This window comes from Archangium gephyra (assembly GCF_049060025.1).
Taxonomy (GTDB): Bacteria; Myxococcota; Myxococcia; order Myxococcales; family Myxococcaceae; genus Archangium; species Archangium gephyra_A.
Genome location: NZ_JBMEQQ010000002.1, coordinates 9,915,260 through 9,932,939 on the forward strand (window position 1 = coordinate 9,915,260; position 17,680 = coordinate 9,932,939).

Here is a 17,680-nt window from a genome sequence, read left to right on the forward strand (position 1 = left end):
CATTGAAGGATTGGTCCCCCCGTCCCCCGAGTCCCAGCACGAGGCCAATCCTGCTCTTCTGGGTGGCGGGAGGGACGGCCGCGGCCTCCGGAGCGGCGGGCTTCGCGGGAGCGGCGGCAGGGGCCTCCTTCTGGCTCTTGCAGGCCGGCAGAAAGGGCAGGGCGAGGAGCAGGGCGAGGTGGCGCAGGCGCATGGCCCAAGTCCTATCACGGCTGCGTTGGGGCGCGTGGCCCCCGGCCCTCGACGAGCCAGAGCGCCGCGACGGCGAGCTCGAGGAAGCCGTGGAACATGGCGAGCTGGAGATAGCTCAGCCGGGCCTCCGTCAGGTCCCACGCTCCATAGGCGGCCACGCTGAGCGCGAGCAGCAGCATGAGCGCGAGCGGCGGGGCTCCGAAGTCCTCCACCAGGGCCCGCCACGTCGCCCGCCAGGAGCGGGGGGCCGCGCGGGGCCGGTCGTCCTCGGGGATGAGGCGCAACCACACGCTGTAGTGCACCGACTGGAGGAACGCGAAGACCAGCACCTGCCGCGCCGCCAGCACCGGTTGCTCCTCCAACGGAGCCAGGGCCCACATGAAGGCCTCGAACGTGGTGCCCGTCGCCGGGGCCGTCCACGTGCCGAGCGCCGTGAGGACGGGCTCGGCCACGCCGAGCAACAGGGCCACCGTCCCCACCGTGGCGAGGAGTGGCACACCCCAGGCGCGTGCGTGGGTCCGGCGCCAGGCCCACCACCAGAGCGCCACCGCCATCACGTTGTGCCCATGGAGCAGGGCGAGCCGAATGCCCAGGGGCGAGCCCACGGCGAACGCGGTGAGCGCGGCCCACACGGTGAGCAGCAGCCCCTTGCGCCACGCGGGCCCGTGGGCCCCCAGGATGGCGGGGACCATCGCGAGCAGGCCCACCTCGGGCCCGGCGCCGAAGCAGGTGGCGAGGACGGGCACGCCGCACAGCAGGGCGAAGCCGCCGCGCTGGAGCAGCCCGGGGCGCACGACGAGGTACCGCACGTCCGAGACGAGGTGCGGGACTCCGAGCAGCACGGGGCCGAGCGCCAGCGTCCAGAGCGGCACGGTGAGGGTGAGCAGGAAGGAGAGCCCCACGCTGCCCACGCCGATCCACGCCACGCGCCGGTCCCGGTCCGCGAAGAGCGGCCCGGCCCACGGGGCCACGAGCCGGTACAGCCTCGTGCGCAGGGCATCGGCGGGTGCGAGCAGGGTCTCCACGGCGTTCACGCGCGGAGTGTATCCCTTCCGGTACCAGGGTCCCACCGCACCGGTTCCGCGGCGCGGAGGACCCTCTACAGCCGCCGGAAATATGAAGGTTGGCTGCTCACCGATCACGGAACGCTTGCCGAGGAATGCGCACCCGTGGCCATGTCCCCCGCGGACGGGTCCATTCGCGGAGGTGTCACATGCGACGAGTCTTGGGAGCAGTGGTGGTCATGGTGTTGGCGGGGTGCGGAGAGCGCACCCCGATCGCGGGCCGCTTCGGTGAGGTGACGAGCGCGGTGGTGGTGGTCAACCCGGTCATCAACCAGGGTTCCACCACGTCGGTGGTGCCGGGCTCCGCGCGCTCGGGGGTGTCGTTCAGGGCCGCGGACCTCGCGCCGGTCGAGACGGATTCGACGGGGCTGGCGCTGGTGGAGGAGCTGCCGACGGGGACGGTGACTCTCGACTTCAACCCCGGCACGTCCTCCTTCCAGGTGGTGCAGGAGAAGGAGCTGTATGACGTGGTGGTGGCGTACCGGGATGGAAGGGTGCAGCAGATCATCCCTCCGGTGCGCTACCCCATCGGCGGCACGGTGGTCGAGGTGGAGCGGGGAGACGACATCGCCCAGGCGGCCGCCAGCGACAACACCATCATCGTGCTGGCCCCGGGCACGTACCCGGGCAACCTCGAGCTGCGCGCCGCGGGGGTGCTCATCTTCGGCGCCTGGTCTCCCGAGGACGGGCCGCTCTCCACCATCGAGGGCAACGTGACGGTGCTCGGCGGCGGCAACCGGATTCGGGGCGTCAAGATCAACGGCCGCCTGACGAGCAACGCCAACAACCTGTCGGTGTCCTTCTCGGACATCGCGAGTGCCACCATCACCGGCAACGGCGTGTCGCTGCTGCGCAACCGCTTCACGGCCGGTCAGGCCTCGGTGCCCAGCTCCAACGCGGTGCTGGTCGACAACGTGGGGATTCCCTGATGCGAGCGCATGCATTGCTGATGGTGATGGCCCTGGTGGTCTCTGGGTGCCGCATCCACCTCCACGACGACTGGCCGCGACGGCCGCCTCGGGGCGAGTATCCGTACCCGCCGCCTCCGGGCGAGCCGCATCCGTCCCCGCAGCCGCCTCCCCCTCAGGACGTGCTGCGCGCCAAGGAGATCAAGGCCGAGCGCGTCTACGCGCGGATCATCTACGCCAAGGAGGTCAAGGCGCGAGATGGCCGCGTGGGCCGCATCTACACCGGCGAGGGCGGCAAGGGAGGGAAGGGCGGGAAGGGTGGCAAGGGAGACTGGGGCCGCGGTGAGGTGCACACCTCGGAGGTCTCCGCGGAGATCATCTACGCCAAGGAGATCAAAACGGATTGGATCGAAGCGGATGAGATCCACGCCAAGGAAGTGAAGATCGGCCGTTGACGAGCTCACCCGAGGCCGAGCACTCGCACGGCCTTCTCGGGATCGATCCGGTGCTGCACGGCGCCTTCGAAGAAGCACGCCCGCCGGATCAGCGTGAAGAGCAGATCCCCGGAGCGCAGGACCGTTTCGGGTCCGAGCCCGGTGTGGAAGAGCTCGAAATCATGGGCGCCCTGCTGACGGATCTCGTACACGTCGAGCGTGTGGAAGGGATCCTCTTGGTGGCCCAGATAGGCGGTCGAGTCGTAGCGCCAGGGGGGACCGAGGGTTCCCTCGAGGCTCTCCTGGTGGATGCGCTCGAGCTTCCTGGCGAGCTCGTGCCGCCGTACCCCGAGCCGGTGCAGTGTCCGGGCATCCCGCAGGATGACCTCGCCCAGCCGCTCCCCGGGCGCGAGGAACCCCGATTCCGAAAGGCGTCCAGGGCGCAGGGAGGCCTCGAGTTCCTCCACCGTGACGCTCCGGTAACGGGCGAGCGCCGAGGCGATCTCCTCCGGGGTCATGTCGTGCACGTTGTCCGGGAGGATGTCCGCCAGGGGCTCCCCCGTCGCCAGTGAGCGCAGGAAGTCCCGCTCATCGGGGAGCAACCGGGGGACACGGTCGAGCGCGTCCGGTTCCGCGCGCTGGACGAAGAAAGCGGCCAGGTCGAAGGCCTGCCTCCAGCAGTACTCCGAGAGGATCCGCGGGTGCTTCCGGCGTGCGGCCGCGAACACCCGCAGCATGGCCAGGGGCTCCATGACCTGGAGCGTCCGCTCCAGCGTGGGCCCGCTGGGAAGGAGGATGTCCCGCGTCTCGATGCCAGGAGGCGTCCGCGTGAGGAGGACCGCCAGCCTCGAGCTTTCGCCGTCAAGCCGGGCCCACGGGAGGAGCCGCTTCCAGGAGGAGGCGAGCTCGTCCACCCCCGCGAGCATCACGGATTCGAGCGCGCCAGGGGAGGCGCGGACGAACGCGGCCAGTTGTTCGTCGAGCGCCTCGAGCCTCGCCTTCGTGTCAGGAGAGGCTGGCGTCGAGAGCGCCTCGCGCAGCAACGACCACGCCGTGTCGATGGACGCGTGGGCGCGCACGGGCTAGGACTTCGCGCCCCCCGCGCGCATCTGGTTGAGCCGGTCGTAGTGGCGGTAGCCGAGCTGGTCGAGCGCGCTCGCGGGGGCCAGGCCGATGTCCACCAGGGTCTTGATGTCGTAGGTGCCCGCGAGCACCGGGGGCGCGTAGTTCCGCACGGCGTCGGGGGTGCGGAACTTCGACAGCGGGAAGAGCACCGTGTTGGTGTGCACGTGCATGAAGTGGGCGGCCGACTGACGCTGCCAGCCCGGCACGCCGGGCGCGGTGATGACGTGCGGCGTCGCGAGGAACGTGCCTCCCGTGAGGATCTCCAGTTGCTGGCCCACCTGCGCGACGATGCAGCCGGCCGGCGCGGTCCCGCGCACCATCCGCCCCTTGGGCTCCTCGGGCGTCGGGCGCGTGCGGAGGTAGAGCCCGCTCTTGTCATCGGGGCTCTTCGCGGGCTGTCCCTGGGGGTCGAGGAACCGGCCCCCGGGCAGCAGCGTGAGCAGGTTGAAGTCGGTGTGCTCCTCGCCCCAGACGATGCCGGTGTTCACCTGGGAGGCGGTGAGCGGCAGGTACTGCAGCGCGCGCGTGACGTGAGGGCCGCGCTGGCAGAGGTCCGCGAAGACCGTCTCCGGCAGTCCGAGCGCCACCGCCGCGCCCCGCAGGAGCCCGAGCCCCGCCTCGTGGAGCGACCGGCCGAGCGAGAGCAGGCCCTCCTGGAAGAACGGCGGCGCATCGGAGGGCCACACGTTCTCGGGGTAGATCTGCGGGAACTCGAGCGCCGAGCTTCTCGTCGGAGGGGTAGGGCGCCGCGAAGTAGCACTCCTTGAAGTCGGGCTGGCCGTTGCCCGCGACGGCGACCTCGGTGTTCGGAGGTGTCCAGCCGCGCTGGTACCAGATGTCCGCGCGGCCGTAGGGCCGCTTGGCCTCGGTGGGCCAGGAGACGAACGTGCGGAACGCGTCGTAGTACCGCTCGAGCGCCTGGGCGTCGATCCCGTGGTTCTTCACGTAGACGAGGCCGAAGACGCCAAAGGCCTCCCGGATGGCCGCCGCGGCACGCTCGACGCGGGCGGGGTCCTTCGACGAGAGATCGGTGAGGTCGACGGTGGGGATGTTCATCGGGGTCTCTGCCATGGCGACCCCAGGTGTATCGCGCCTCGCCTCTCAGCGGAATACGCTCGCAGTGGAGTGGCTCCGCTGCCCGGCCGTAGAGCCCCGCCTGTCAGGGCTCCTGGGGCCAGGGCCAGGACTCCAGGCCGGGGTCCTCGGGCTCCAGGCCGGGGTCTTCTGGCAGGAGGAAGTAGCCGCCGGGCGGGACTGGCTGGACGTAGTAGCCCCCCGGGATGGGCTGCTGGAGGAAGTAGCCGCCCGGGGGCACCTGCTGGAGGCCGTAGCTCTCCGTGAGCGGCTGCTGGAGGTAGTAGCTGCCAGCCATCGGTTGCTGCAGTTGGTAGCTGCCCACCATGGGCTGCTGGAGCTGGTAGCTGCCCGCCATGGGTTGCTGCAGTTGGTAGCTGCCCGCCATCGGCTGTTGGAGTTGATAGCTGCCCGCCATGGGCTGCTGGGCGTTGGCTGCCGCCGCTCCCCATGTCATCGCCGCGACCGCGGCTGCCAGGATGCTCTCGCGCATGTCCGCACCTTCCTCCAGGTTGATGTAGCCACGAGCCGTGGCCGAGGCCACGAGCGGAGCCTGGGACGGATTTCCGAGCCTCCCGCAACCGCCGCCACTTCTTCCGGTACTCCCGGGTGGAGGTGGTCATGGCTGGTGGAAATACGGTGCGCCCGGGTGACGGGCGGGTGCGGTGGAACGCGGGGAAGTCGCTCTGGTTCGGGCTCGTGGCGCTGGTGGCGGTGGTAGGGGCGGTGCCTACCTTCACCCCCTCGGCCTTCGTGCTCTTCGCGGGGAGCACGGCGTTGACGCTGTGCGCGGGGCACTCGGTGGGCATCCACCGGGGCCTCATCCACCGCGCCTACCGGGTGCCCAGGTGGCTGGAGTACCTGCTCACCTACCTGGGCGTGCTGGTGGGCCTGGACGGGCCGCGGGCCCTGGTGCGCATGCACAACACGCGTGACTTCCAGCAGAACGAGCCCTGGTGCCATGACTACTTCGCGCACCGGCAGCCCGCCTGGCGCGATTACTTCTGGAACCTGCACTGCCGCTTCGAGTTCGCCCAGCCTTTCGAGCCCAGGCTGGATGCGCGGGTGGAGGCGGATGCCTTCTATGGTTTCCTCCAGCGCACCTGGATGTGGCAGCAGTTGCCCTGGGCGGTGCTGTTCCTGGCGGTGGGCGGGCTGCCCTGGCTGGTGTGGGGCATCTTCGTGCGCGTGGCGGTCAGCACCACGGGCCACTGGTTCGTGGGCTACGTGGCGCACCGGCAGGGTTACCGCGGCTGGCACAACGAGGGCGCGGCGGTGCAAGGCTTCAACAGCTTGCTGCTCGGCGCGTTGAGCATGGGCGAGGGCTGGCACAACAACCACCACACCTTCCCGCGCTCGGCCCGGTTGGGAATCCGCTGGTGGGAGCTGGACCTGGGGTGGGGATTCCTCGCGCTGCTGCGCGCACTGGGGCTGGCCACCGACATCATCGAGCCGGGTGAGCACTCGCGCGCCCACCACGCCCGGCCGCTTTCCACTGAGGTCCCGTGTATGTCCCCTCTCCCTCTGGGAGAGGGTTAGGGTGAGGGTCTTCCCTCCTCACAGTGTGACAACCCTCACCCCCCGCCCTCTCCCAGAGGGAGAGGGCGCATGCGGAACCCGGTTACTTCGGCCAGAACGTCACCGCCCGCGCGTTCTCCGAACTCCAGACGAGCTTCTTCCCCCGGTACAGGCGCGGATGCCCACCCGAGTCGGCGAGCGAGATGAGCAGGAATTGCCCTCGGGCTTGAATGCTGACCAGGTCGTTCTCGCGGTACGTGTGGCCGGGGAGCGCGACCGCCTTCCCCTTGTCCACCCTCCGCAGCAGGCCGGTCGCCAGCAATTCCTCTCCAAAAGGCGTGCCCCAGACCGCCAGGGTGTAACCGCCACGCTCCAGCGCGGCCCACTCGCCCTCGGGCTGCTCGGGGGTGAACGCATACAGTTGGTCCAGCAGCGCGTCGTCCTCGATCTCCTTGGGCGTGAAGCGTGGATCCAGCACTCGGCTCGACCGTTCACCCAATTCCTTGCGGATCGGCAGGACGCCGGTCCCAGAGGACTCGGTGCTCGCCTTCGCATCCAGCCGCGTCCACGCTCCGTCCCGCCAGACGAAGGCGTGGGCCAACAGCGCGCGTCTCGTGGTGCCATTGAGACCGAACCGGATCGTGTTTCCGTCCACCTCCACCGCGCCCGCTCGCTCCTGCTCCGGGGTGGGCTTCTGGATGGTGAGCCCGAGCAGCCGGCCCTTGGCATCGAAGCCGAACTCGATGAGCTTCCCCGAGCCGGGCAACGGCAACTCCTCGGCACCGCCCGTGGTCAGGTCCACGAGGAACAGGCGGTCGCGGAACGCGGGGGAGGGGAACTTCTCCGGGAACGTGGGTCTGCCCACCACGGGTTGGCTGACTCCGCCGCGCCAGAACCGCGCCGCGCCCTGCTTGCCATCGCGGCTCAGCGCGGTGCTCGCGCCCTGGCATTCCACCGCGAGCTTCGCGATGACCCGGCGCGCCGAGGTGACGGGGTCCATCTGCGCCCACTGGCAACCGTCACTGGCGGGTTCGAGCAGCGAGAGGGTGGCATCGGTCACGGCGAGCGCCGGTGTCGTCTTCTCCGTCCGGGCAGGGCGTTCCTCCTGTGCGTGAGCCACGGGCACGGCCAGGAGCGAGGCGATCAGGAGGTGTTGGAGTGTCTTCACGTGTTCCTCTCAGTTCGCCGCGAAGTCGCGGAGCGGTGCGTACCCGGGCAGCACCCCGGTGTGCGAGAAGACGAGCTGCTTCACCTCCTCGGGTTTCAGCTTCGCCGCCAGCGCCTTCAGGGACGCGCGGTTCTGCTCCGTGCTCTCGGTGACGGGCCACTTGGCGCCCACGAGCTTGCCGTCCTTCGTCGCGTCCGCGCTGTCCCCCAGGAAGAGCACCCCGTTGACGAGGTACGCGGCGCTGCCCCGGGTGTGGCCGGGGATGGAGAACACGCGGATGGCCAGGGTGCCCACCTGGAGCGTCTCGCCGTCCTTCAGCGCCCGGGTGACGCGCACCTTCCGGTCGGAGGGCGGCAGGTGCCGGAGGATGGGGCTGTCACTGCGCGCCTTTCCCTCGGCGATGGGCACATCCGCTTCGAGCGCCATCACCTCGGCCTTCGGGAAGAGGTGGCACCCGGCGACGTGGTCCGCGTGCCCGTGGGTGAGGAGGATGGCCTTCACCGCGTCGGGCCCGAGGCCGCGGCGCTTCAGCTCCGCCAGGAGGATCTTCCCCTCGGCATCCGTGCCCGAGTCGATGAGCACCACCGCGCCCTCTCCGGCGTCGAGCACGTCCAGGCTGACGTAGCCGTCCTTCACCACCCGGGCGAAGCCCTCCAGCTCCTGGCCATCGGGGATCTCCGGGTTGCCGGCGAACATGCTCACGAACAGCGCCACCACTCCCAGGATGGGCAGCAGCAGGACCAGACCGGCAATCTTCAACACGCGCTTCATCTTCACCTCGAATGGCCCTTGGAGCCGGTGGAACAGTACCCCAGAGTGCGATAAGGCACGGCGATGCCGGGGGAACCGTCCATGGAGCAGGAGCAGCCGGGCACCGGCGGGGCGGAGCGCTCCCGCTTCCGGTTCGCCTTCATGGCACTCGGGTTCGTCTGTGTCGGCCTCGGGGTGCTGGGCGCGTTCCTGCCGCTGCTGCCGACGACGCCCTTCCTGCTCGTCGCGTTGTGGGCCTTCTCGCGCAGCTCCCGCCGCTTCCACCACTGGCTGTACACGCATCCCCGGTTCGGGCCCCGGCTCCAGGAGTGGAATGAGCACGGCGCCGTGCCGGTGAAGGTGAAGGTGAGCGCGGTCTCCGCCATGGCCATCAGCTTCGGCTTCCTGGCCTTCGTCGCGCGGGTGAAGTGGCCCGTGCTCGCGGCGGCCGGGGCGCTCATCCTCGTGGGCGCGACGTACGTGCTCTCCCGCCCGAGCCGCCCGCCCGGGCCGTGAGGCCGTGTCCGCTTTTTCCGGGGCATTTCGTTGTACGGGTGAATGCTCCAGGACACCTCATGCCTCCTCCTTCCCGCCATGAGCGCGCAGCCACGTGAGGGGGGGGCGTCGGCCACCGTCACGGCCGCGTACCGCCAATACTTCCCCCTGCTCCAGCACAAGTGCGCCCGGGCCCTCGGCGACGCGGCGGAGGCGGAGGAGGTGGCCCAGGAGACCTTCATCCGTCTGTGGCGCTCCGGCATGGCCCGGCGCCCCGTGGGCGAGGTGGTGCCCTGGCTCTACCGGGTGAGCACGCGCCTGCTCATCGACAGGCTCCGGGTCCGCCAGCGCCGCCAGCCGGCGGAGATGTCCGCCGCGCTCCAGGACACCACCGCCCACCCCGCCCCCAGCATCGAGTCCGTGCTGCAGGTGCGTCAGCGCCTCCAGTCGCTCGCCTCCAGCCTGCCCGCCGAGGAGCGCTCGAGGTGGCGCTGCTGCACCGGCTGGACGGCCTCACCCAGCCCGAAATCGGCGAAGTCACCAGCCTGTCGGATCGCACCGTGCGCCGCATCCTCACCCGCCTCGAGGCGCGGCTGGGGCCCTGGCGCGAGGAGGAACGATGAGCACCGTCCACCCGTCCTTCCTGGCGTTGGATCGCGCCGCGCTCGGGGACATGCCGGAGGAGGTGAGGGCCCACCTGGCCTCCTGTCCTCGCTGTGCCGGGCATGTCGATGCCCTCGGACGGCCTCCGCCCGTGCCGTCATGGGCCGTGGCGCTCGCCCATGAGCCGCCCCGTGCTCCCTCGTTCCTGGCCCGGCTGGCGCCCTGGGGCGTCGCGGCGCTCGCGGCGGGGCTCGCGCTGGTGCTCTGGGTGCCTCGTGGCATGGAGACGCTCCCGGCCCCGAGGGCGGGTCTGCGCAGCAAGGGCAGCCCGGCGGTGGCCCTCTACGTGAAGACCGGGGACGCGGTGCGCCTGTGGGACGGCGAGGCTCCGGTGGCCGAGGGAGACCTGCTGCGCCTCAAGGTGATGCCCGAGGGCTTCCGCTGGCTCACCGTGGCCGCGGCCGATGGTGATTCCTGGCAGGTGGGCTCCTGGCAGGTGGGATCCTGGCAGGTGCTCCATGAGGGCCCGGTGCCCGAGCGGGGCGAGACCCTCCTGCCCACGAGCTGGCGGGTGGAGCCCGGGGAGCAGCCCGAGCGGCTCCTCGTCGTCCTCAGCCACGCGCCCGTCCCCGCCAGCTCCCTGGCCTCGCTCCACGAGCAACCCTCGCGCACCGAGGCGCTGTGGGTCCTCCCGCTCACCCTCTCCAAGCCTTCTTCCGAGCCGGTTTCGCCATGAACGCACTCCTCGCCCTGACGCTCGTTGCCCTCACCGCCGCCCCGCCCGACACCGGCTCCTTGCGCGCGAAGCGCCTGGCGGTGGTGGTGGGCTCCAACCGCGCCGCTCCCGGACGCACGCCCCTGCGGTACGCGCACCAGGACGCGCACAACCTGGCCTCCGTGCTCATCGAGGCCGGACAGTTCCTCCGGGAGGACGTCGTGGTGCTGGAGGACCCGGAGCCCTCGCACGTCCTCGCGGTGCTGGACTCGCGGCTGGAGCGGCTCGGGAAGGAGGGCCGGGAGGGACTGCTGCTCTTCTACTACTCGGGCCACTCGGACGAGCGGGCGCTCTATCCCAATGGCCAGCCGCTGGAGCTGAAGGCGCTCCGGGCGCGGCTGGAGGACGAGCGGGCCGCGGTGCGCGTGGGCATCCTCGACGCCTGCCAGGGCGGGAGCTGGACGCGGGCCAAGGGGCTCACCCCGGCGGCGCCCTTCGCGGTGGAGATGCCACTGGCGCTGTCCAGCGAAGGCTCGGTGCTGCTCGCCTCCAGCACGGGACAGGAGGCCTCGCACGAGACGGATGCGCTCCGAGGCTCCTTCTTCACCCACCACCTGGTGGCGGGCCTGCGCGGCGCGGCGGACGAGGGCGACGACGGACAGGTGACGGTGGGCGAGGCCTTCGCCTATGCCCAGCGCCTCACCATCCGCGACACCTCGCTGCACGGTGATGCGGTGCAGCACCCCAGCTTCGACCTGCGGCTGCGCGGGCGGCAGGACCTGCCCCTCACCCGGCTGGCCAGTGCGAGCAGCACGCTCGAGGTGCGGCAGGAGCTGGGCCCCTTGCAGGTCATCCAGCTCCACTCGGGGTTGGTGGTGCTGGAGGTTCCCGAGGGCCGGCGCGCCCTGCGCATGGCGCTGCCCGTGGGGCCGTACCTGGTGCGCCGCAGGACGCCGCAGGGGACGTTCGCCCGGGAAGCTCCAGGTGGAGGCCGGCAAGACGGTGACGGTGCACGAGGAGAACCTGGAGCTGGTGGGCGCGCCGGGGCTCGCCGCCAAGCGCTACGCGAAGCCGCTGGCCGCCACCCTCACCACGCTTCCGGCCGGCACCCACGCGGTGCACCTGTCGGTGTCGGGGGGGTATGGAGAGCTCCAGGTCCCGCAGTCCATCGTCTACGCCAACAATCCCAACCTGGGGGCCGGTTACCGCGTGGGGCTGACCGACCGGCTGGAGCTGGCCGTGAGCGGACTGCCCTCCGTGAAGCTCAACTCCCCTCGGAGGGTGTACGTGGGGATTCCCTCGCCGACGTTCTCCTATCGCCTGGGTGAGGCGGGCCGCTCCGAGTGGGTGCCCTACACGAGCGTGACGGTCGCCGCGCCGCCCGGGAAGTGGCCCGACTACATGGGGCTGGCGGTGGGCCTGCGGACGCGGTGGTGGTTGTCGGGTTCCAGCAGTGTTCATGTGGTGGCATCGGCCTCGGCCCCCGTCCTCGCTCCCAGGTTCTCGCCTGAGGGGATCCCGGTGCGGCGCTGGTGGGCGCCGTCGGTGGGCGCCGGCTACTCCGTGACGCTGGGGGAGGTGGTGACGCTGGGAATCGGCCTCGAGGCCACGACCAGCTTCGCGGAGCCCACCGTGCGCCTCCCGGATGGCAGCATCGTGGAGGTGGTGGATGAGCCCTATGTGGGGATGCGCATCGGCGGTGCTTCGGGGTCCTCGCTCCCGCTCCTGTCCGTCCACCTCAACGAGGTCTGGAGCCTGACAGGCAACGCTTTCCTGGCCTTCACACTGAGAAGCCGCGGCAGCCAGAGCATGTCCACCCATCTCAGTGCCGGCGTGCTCGCCACCTTCTGAGCCTCCGCCCGGCCGGGGAGGCTCCCGGCGCACCGGGAATCCGCGGGACCGCCGCGGTGTGGTAGGGGAGAGACTCCCATGGCGCCTCCTCCCCGTTACGGCCGTTCGTTGGCCCACAAGGCCCGCCAGCGCACCCCGGGCCACCACTACAACGCGAGCTTCCTCTCGGCGGCGGACCGCACGGAGATCCTCTCCTGGCTCGGCGCCCTCCACCCCCTGTGGGAGCAGCGCTACTCCAAGCATTTCCCGCCTCCGCCGGGGCAGCAGCAGCGGCGGCTGTTGCGGCCGGTGTACTGGCTGGGCAACTGGCAGTTCGCCTGCCTCGACTACTACCGGCCGCCCAAGGGCGTGAAGGACCGCTGCGTCAAGGCCGAGCCCTTCCCGCCGGTGCTCCAGCGCCAGGTGGACAAGGTGGAGCAACTGGCGCGCCGCATGTTCCGGGGCCCGGACATGCCGTCCGGCTGGCACCTCAACACCTGCCTGGTGAACTTCTACGGCAGCCGCCTCGAGGACGGGCGCTGGGTGGACACCGCGCGGGTGGGCGAGCACAAGGACTTCGAGCCGGGGCCGGTGGCCTCGCTGTCCTTCGGCGAGCGCGCGCTCATCCAATTCGTCACCTCCTCCCGCCCGGGCGAGCGCGACGAGGTGGTGCTCGAGCAGTGGCTCGACGATGGGGCGCTCCAGCTCTTCGGGGGAGCGCGCTGGAAGGAGGAGACGTTCCACCGGGTGCAACGGGTGGACACGCGCGCCGGCCACGAGCTCGCGCCCGAGATGCCGGACTTCAAGACCCGGCGCATCAACCTCACCTTCCGCTACGTGCCGGACCAACACGTGACGCCCTACGCGCTGCTCTCACCCGAGGCCCGTGAGGACGTGCGGCCCTACATGGAGACGCTCGCCAGTCACAGCGCCTTCTTCCGGGCCGAGCTCGCGCGCGAGCGGAAGACGCCCGGGCCTCACCACACCCCGTGAGCCCGTAACAGCGCCGCGAGCGGGGTGTCTCCCCGCTGGTACGCGCCGAAGAGTTTCGCGGCCGTCTCCGGCGGCGGGTTGGCGCACACCTTCCACTCGCGGCCCTCGCGCGGCTCCGTCCCGCAGTGGATGAGCGAGGCGCGGACCTCCTCGGCGGAGCCGAGCGGCACGTGCTCGAAGAGGAGCGGGTTCTGGCTGGTGACGAAGGACTGCCGGCGGCCCAGCTCCCTCATGCAGGCCTCGACGTGGCGCGGGTGCAGGCTGTTGGCCAGCTCGTCGGCGATGACGAAGTCCTCGTTGACGTCCAGGTAGTACAGGAACGACAGCAGCCGCTTCTGCCCGTGGCCGAGGTGCTCCTGCGTCAGCACCGAGCCGTCGCGCCGGGTGAAGTGGAAGCCGAAGCGGCCGAACTCCAGGCGCCCGCCACCCTCGTAGCTGCGCTTGTCCAGCAGCTCCACGCGGAAGAGCCCCGAGCTGAACCCGGCCAGGGTGACGAACTTCGCCAGGAAGCTCCGCTCCACCTCGTCATGGCGGATGTCGAGGAAGCCGCCCGGCCGGGGCATCTCGCGCGCCACCCGCTCGCGGAGCAGCCCGGGCATCCACGCGGGCAGCCACATCAGCCCGAGGGGGAAGACCTCGTCGCCCCTCATCTCCATTCCATACTGGGTATTGCCAATCTGCTGGAACGTCCCGAGCGCCTCGTCGAAGCGCGCGGGGGCGAGCAGGAAGGTGCGGCGCAGCAGCTCCTTGAGCGGCTCGCGGACCTCGGGCTCCAGCCGCTGGGCCGTCATGAAGAGCACCACCCAGACGGTCCGGTCCAACAGCGACCAGTACATGTTCTGCGAATAGGCGGGCTGCCCGTCCACCTCCCAGGACACGCCGGTGGCGTCGGAGCGCATCACCAGCCGGGGACCGGGGGCATCCAGCTCGAGCACCAGCTCCATGAAGGGCTCGAACTCCGGGGTGGCCTCCGGGGGACGCGGCAGCAGGAGCGCCAGGTCCTCGCGCGAGGAGGGCCGCGAGGCGCCGGAGGCCCGCGTGTTGCGCACGGAGATGTGGAGCCTCCATGCCGGGGAAGGTGAGGGTGTACTCCAGCGAGAACTCCTCACGGATGAGCCCGGAGAAGTCCGCGGCGAGCACGCGGGAGAGCAGGTCCAGCAGCGTCGTCCTGCCGGTGCCGTTCTCTCCGAGCACCAGGTTGAGCGCCGGACTGAACACGAGCTCGGTGCCGGGCGCGACGTCCCGATACCCATGGATGTGGAGCTTCGTGAGCTTCATGGCGGAGCCGGAGGCCTCTCTTTTCTCGGAAAAAGAAAAACCGCGCACCGTGCCACTTCAGCGATGAACAACCAAGTGGCCTCTCGTCCGCGTTCACACAACTCAATCAGTAAAAATCCTGAAAATCATCACAGCGCCTTGAAGCGCAACCAACGGGTATGTCAAGAAAGGTGCCTCTACTTCAGAGGAGTTCTTCGTGAGCAACCGGTACCTGAGGACGTTCTGTGCCGCGTGGCTGGGCGCGAGCCTGGCGGCGTGCGGTTCGATGCAGGAGGGCGAGGCGCTCGTGCAGGGCGGCGATGACGCCGACATCCAGTCCGCGCTGGCCCGCATCAAGGGCGCCCAGGTGCTGGGCAGCGACGAGGGCGTGCCCTACGCCGTGCGGGGCCAGTTCGGCCGCGCGGCCCAGGCGCAGGGCGCGCTGCGCTCGCAGCCGGACGTGCGCGAGGCGCTGAGCCTCGTGGCGCCGGTGTTCCGGCTCGACGCGCAGGATCTGGTGCTCCGGCGCGCCACCGTGGACGCGCAGGGCCACCAGCACCTGCGCTTCCAGCAGACGAAGAACGGCCTGCGCGTGGTGGGCGGCGAGCTCGTCGTGCACGTGGACGAGGCGGGCAATGTCTACGCGGCCAACGGCTCGGCCAGGGATGGCTCGCTCGTGTCGGCCGCCGCGAAGGTGGCCCCCGAGGCCGCGCTGAAGGCCGCCGTGGAGGGCTCCTCCGCGCGGGGCGCCGCCTCCGAGGGCGAGGCGAAGCTGGTCTACCTGCGCTCCGAGGGCAGCAACGAGCCGCGGCTGGCCTACGAGGTGCGCGTGAAGGGCGAGCGCGACGGCATGCCCGCCGATGACATGGTCTACGTGGACGCGCAGCGCGGCGGCCTCCTGCTGGTCAACCCGCTCATCCACACGGCCATCAACCGCAAGGTGTACTCGGCCAACAACGGCACGAGCACGCCGGGCACGCTCAAGCGCAGCGAGGGCCAGGCGGCCATCGGCGACGCCCATGTCGACACCAACTACGACATGCTGGGCGTCACCTACAACTGCTACCAGACGCTCTTCGGCCGCGACTCGTACGACAACGCGGGCGCCACGCTCATCAGCACCGTCCACTACGGCAGCAACTACGTCAACGCCTACTGGGACGGCACCCAGATGGTGTACGGCGACGGCAACAACTCGGACTCCATCGAGCTGGGCAAGGACCTGGACGTCACCGTCCACGAGCTGACCCATGCCGTGACGGACACCGAGTCGGATCTCATCTACTCGGGTGAGTCCGGCGGCCTCAACGAGTCCATGTCCGACATCTTCGCCGGCGTGTGCGAGAGCTGGAACCGCGGCTGGGCCGTGGACGCGGACGTCTTCATGATCGGCGAGGACATCTGGACGCCGGGCACGGCGAACGACGCCCTCCGCTACATGGATGACCCGGTGAAGGATGGCGTGTCGCTCGACTTCTACGGCGACTACTCCTCGGGCGTGGACGTGCACTACAGCTCGGGCATCAGCAACCTGGTGTTCTCGCTGCTCTCCAAGGGCGGCGTGCACCCGCGCGGCAAGTCGGCCAACGTGGTGCCGGCCATCGGCCCGGAGAAGGCCGGCCGCATCTTCTACAAGGCCAACACGGACCTCTTCACCGCGAGCACCACCTTCGAGCAGGCCAAGACGTACACCCTCCAGGCCGCCGAGGCGCTCTACGGCGCGGGCTCGGCCGAGGCCCTGGCGGTGAACGAGGCCTGGAAGGCCGTGGGCGTGCCGCCTCCGCCGCCGGTGGTCAACCCGCTGTCCAACGGCGTGCCGGTGAGCAGCCTCTCGGGCAGCTCCGGCAGCAAGAAGTACTACGCGCTCGAGGTGCCCGCGGGCCAGACGAGCCTGGCGTTCGCCATCAGCGGCGGCACGGGTGACGCGGACCTGTACGTGCGCTACGGCGCCGTCCCCAGCTCCAGCACCTACGACTGCCGTCCGTATGCGAGCGGCAACGCGGAGAACTGCCCCTTCACCAACCCGGCCGCGGGCACCTGGTACGTGATGCTCAACGCCTACTCCAGCTATTCCGGCGTCACCCTCAAGGGCACGTACGGTGGTGGCAGTGACGGCGGTGGCGGCACGGGCACGCCGGTGACCGAGACGCTCAGCGACAGCGTGAGCAAGAACGCGAGCGACAACTTCGGCCCGTACAACGTGCTGGCCGGCACCACCTTCAAGGTGACCATGACGGGCACGCGCAACCCGGACCTGTATGTGCGCTTCGGTTCGGCGCCCACCACCTCGCTCTATGACTGCCGCTCCAACACGTCCACCGCCTCCGAGACGTGCACGGTGACGGTGCCGGCGGGCCAGAGCAACGCGTACATCATGGTCCGCGGCGCCGGCTCGGGCACCGCGAGCTACAACCTGACCATCCACTACACCAGGCCGTAGTCCCGGCGGACGGTAGGGATGGACAGGCGGGCGGCTCTCTCCACGAGGGGGCCGCCCGTCCCATTTTCAGGGGACGCGCCGCACGTTGCCGGGCAACCGGCGCAACAGATTCAACAGCCGGAGCGACGAGTGGACGCTGCCCTGGATCTCCCAGGGGTCCACCTTGTCGCCGCCGTTGGTGAACTGGGGCGAGAGCACGAAGACGCGCACCCGGGCCCGCTCCATCATCCCGTGGAAGCGCGAGTCCCTCATCAGGCCGCCGCTCAGCCGGAGCTGCGGCGCGGGCTGGAAGTAGTCCAGGTCCAGCGACACCCAATCCGCCTGGACGACACCGGGCCGCTCGAGCACCTGCCGCCAGTGCAGCGCCGAGGTGTCCACGAACCAGGGGACGAGCGTGGAGAAGCCCACGTCCCGGCCCGTCATTTTGGCCGTCGGCTCGGCCTTGGCGGTGGTGAAGAAGATGTCCTCCTCGGTGAGCACGGGCGCCGAGCCCTCGGGCCGCTTGAGGCCCTCGAAGAGCTTCCACCACGTGGCGGCCTGCGGCGGCACGCGCGCCTCCAGGTAGCTGTCCTTGCACCAGTCGGAGTGCCGGTCCGCGTGGAAGAGGGCCCGGGGCAGCTCGCCCGTCGTCCGGTAGTGGTACAGGGCCACGTCGAGCATGTGGTGATCGCGCAGCACGTAGTCGGCCTGGCCGCCGGGGCTCCGCATCACCCGGACGTTGCCGCGCAGCACGGAGTCGACGTCCCGCATCGTCAGCGAGTCGCGCCACGCGGACTCCTCGAAGGTGAGCTGCTGGCCCACGTACGGCTTCTCGCCCGCGTCGCCGGCCACGTCCTCGGGGCCCTGCCACCGGTGCACCTGGCGCTCGAAGCGCTCCGCCTCGCCGTCCACGAGGACCTCGCGGGCGATCTCCCGGATGTCACGGGGAAGGCCGGTACCGGGGACCGCCGGGGAGAAGCCGCCCGCCTGCCCGGAGCCCGCCGCGCGGAGCTGGAAGGCGTAGGCCGCGTCGGTGGGCTTCTTCCACTCGGAATACCGGATGAGCACGTGCGAGTTCCTCGGAGGCCGCCTGCCCGGTGGCCGGAGAGGCTCGGCGCGGGCGGTAGATGCCGGG

General features: G+C 70.4%; 18 protein-coding genes and 3 pseudogenes. 11 read left to right on the forward strand and 10 right to left on the reverse strand.

Translation table 11 applies throughout. The features are described from left to right. Positions 1–206 precede the first annotated feature (206 nt). A complete protein-coding gene (locus ACN28I_RS43340) occupies positions 207–1,226 on the reverse strand; it encodes a hypothetical protein (RefSeq protein ID WP_420947733.1) in 1,020 nt (339 codons plus the stop codon). A 179-nt stretch (positions 1,227–1,405) separates the two neighbouring features. Between ACN28I_RS43340 and ACN28I_RS43345 the strand changes: the two genes are divergently transcribed. Both ACN28I_RS43345 and ACN28I_RS43350 read left to right on the forward strand, forming a co-directional pair. Then, positions 1,406–2,185, forward strand: a complete 780-nt coding sequence (locus ACN28I_RS43345) for a hypothetical protein (RefSeq protein ID WP_420947734.1) — start codon at positions 1,406–1,408, stop codon at positions 2,183–2,185. Further along, positions 2,185–2,619, forward strand: a complete 435-nt coding sequence (locus ACN28I_RS43350; RefSeq protein ID WP_420947735.1) for a hypothetical protein — start codon at positions 2,185–2,187, stop codon at positions 2,617–2,619. Before ACN28I_RS43345 ends, ACN28I_RS43350 begins: the two co-directional genes overlap by 1 nt. 5 nt (positions 2,620–2,624) lie before the next feature. Here the strand turns inward: ACN28I_RS43350 and ACN28I_RS43355 are convergent, their stop codons facing one another. From ACN28I_RS43355 to ACN28I_RS43370, 4 genes and pseudogenes are all read right to left on the reverse strand, one after another. Continuing rightward, on the reverse strand, positions 2,625–3,677 hold the full coding sequence (locus ACN28I_RS43355) for a hypothetical protein (protein ID WP_420947736.1): 1,053 nt from the start codon (positions 3,675–3,677) through the stop codon (positions 2,625–2,627). Positions 3,678–3,680: 3 nt separating this feature from the next. After that, positions 3,681–4,409 (reverse strand): hypothetical protein, encoded by a 729-nt coding sequence (locus ACN28I_RS43360; RefSeq protein ID WP_420948915.1) that lies wholly within the window; start codon positions 4,407–4,409, stop codon positions 3,681–3,683. 82 nt (positions 4,410–4,491) lie between these two features. After that, a pseudogene (locus ACN28I_RS43365) lies at positions 4,492–4,794 on the reverse strand (2-oxoglutarate and iron-dependent oxygenase domain-containing protein); the annotation flags it as partial. Between the two features lie 88 nt (positions 4,795–4,882). Next, positions 4,883–5,290, reverse strand: a complete 408-nt coding sequence (locus tag ACN28I_RS43370; RefSeq protein WP_420947737.1) for a hypothetical protein — start codon at positions 5,288–5,290, stop codon at positions 4,883–4,885. Between the two features lie 128 nt (positions 5,291–5,418). Here ACN28I_RS43370 and ACN28I_RS43375 point away from each other — a divergent pair, with 128 nt between their 5' ends. Further along, the gene (locus tag ACN28I_RS43375) at positions 5,419–6,336 is read left to right on the forward strand and encodes a fatty acid desaturase (RefSeq protein WP_420947738.1); all 918 of its coding nucleotides are present in this window, start codon (positions 5,419–5,421) and stop codon (positions 6,334–6,336) included. A gap of 82 nt (positions 6,337–6,418) precedes the next feature. On the opposite strand, the gene ACN28I_RS43380 is transcribed toward ACN28I_RS43375, so the two are convergent. Further along, on the reverse strand, positions 6,419–7,483 hold the full coding sequence (locus tag ACN28I_RS43380) for a hypothetical protein (RefSeq protein WP_420947739.1): 1,065 nt from the start codon (positions 7,481–7,483) through the stop codon (positions 6,419–6,421). Positions 7,484–7,492: 9 nt separating this feature from the next. Then, entirely contained in the window at positions 7,493–8,254 is a 762-nt protein-coding gene (locus ACN28I_RS43385) for an MBL fold metallo-hydrolase (protein WP_420947740.1), read from the reverse strand. Between the two features lie 81 nt (positions 8,255–8,335). Between ACN28I_RS43385 and ACN28I_RS43390 the strand changes: the two genes are divergently transcribed. The 7 genes and pseudogenes from ACN28I_RS43390 to ACN28I_RS43420 all read left to right on the forward strand — a co-directional run bounded on the left by ACN28I_RS43390 (position 8,336) and on the right by ACN28I_RS43420 (position 12,869). Next, the gene (locus ACN28I_RS43390; RefSeq protein ID WP_420947741.1) at positions 8,336–8,749 is read left to right on the forward strand and encodes a YbaN family protein; all 414 of its coding nucleotides are present in this window, start codon (positions 8,336–8,338) and stop codon (positions 8,747–8,749) included. 78 nt (positions 8,750–8,827) lie between these two features. Then, positions 8,828–9,022, forward strand: a pseudogene (locus ACN28I_RS43395) (sigma factor); the annotation flags it as partial. Positions 9,023–9,213: 191 nt separating this feature from the next. After that, positions 9,214–9,351, forward strand: coding sequence for a sigma factor-like helix-turn-helix DNA-binding protein (locus ACN28I_RS43400; protein ID WP_420948916.1), 138 nt, complete (start codon positions 9,214–9,216; stop codon positions 9,349–9,351). Further along, complete coding sequence (locus ACN28I_RS43405) at positions 9,348–10,067, forward strand: hypothetical protein (RefSeq protein ID WP_420948917.1); 720 nt, start codon at positions 9,348–9,350, stop codon at positions 10,065–10,067. Before ACN28I_RS43400 ends, ACN28I_RS43405 begins: the two co-directional genes overlap by 4 nt. Then, positions 10,064–11,374: a caspase family protein gene (locus ACN28I_RS43410; RefSeq protein WP_420947742.1), complete on the forward strand. Its 1,311-nt coding sequence runs from the start codon at positions 10,064–10,066 to the stop codon at positions 11,372–11,374. Before ACN28I_RS43405 ends, ACN28I_RS43410 begins: the two co-directional genes overlap by 4 nt. After that, complete coding sequence (locus ACN28I_RS43415; protein ID WP_420947743.1) at positions 11,334–11,897, forward strand: hypothetical protein; 564 nt, start codon at positions 11,334–11,336, stop codon at positions 11,895–11,897. Before ACN28I_RS43410 ends, ACN28I_RS43415 begins: the two co-directional genes overlap by 41 nt. Before the next feature lie 78 nt (positions 11,898–11,975). Beyond that, positions 11,976–12,869 carry an alpha-ketoglutarate-dependent dioxygenase AlkB gene (locus ACN28I_RS43420; RefSeq protein WP_420947744.1) on the forward strand — a complete coding sequence of 298 codons (894 nt, stop codon included), beginning with the start codon at positions 11,976–11,978 and terminating at the stop codon, positions 12,867–12,869. Here the strand turns inward: ACN28I_RS43420 and ACN28I_RS43425 are convergent. After that, entirely contained in the window at positions 12,854–13,918 is a 1,065-nt protein-coding gene (locus tag ACN28I_RS43425; protein WP_420948918.1) for an ATP-binding protein, read from the reverse strand. The genes ACN28I_RS43420 and ACN28I_RS43425 overlap by 16 nt on opposite strands. A 127-nt stretch (positions 13,919–14,045) precedes the next feature. After that, a pseudogene (locus ACN28I_RS43430) lies at positions 14,046–14,147 on the reverse strand (hypothetical protein); the annotation flags it as partial. Between the two features lie 196 nt (positions 14,148–14,343). Here ACN28I_RS43430 and ACN28I_RS43435 point away from each other — a divergent pair. Then, positions 14,344–16,566, forward strand: coding sequence for a M4 family metallopeptidase (locus ACN28I_RS43435; RefSeq protein ID WP_420947745.1), 2,223 nt, complete (start codon positions 14,344–14,346; stop codon positions 16,564–16,566). Positions 16,567–16,632: 66 nt separating this feature from the next. Here ACN28I_RS43435 and ACN28I_RS43440 read toward each other — a convergent pair whose 3' ends face one another. Further along, on the reverse strand, positions 16,633–17,613 hold the full coding sequence (locus tag ACN28I_RS43440) for a hypothetical protein (RefSeq protein WP_420947746.1): 981 nt from the start codon (positions 17,611–17,613) through the stop codon (positions 16,633–16,635). Between the last annotated feature and the right edge of the window lie 67 nt (positions 17,614–17,680).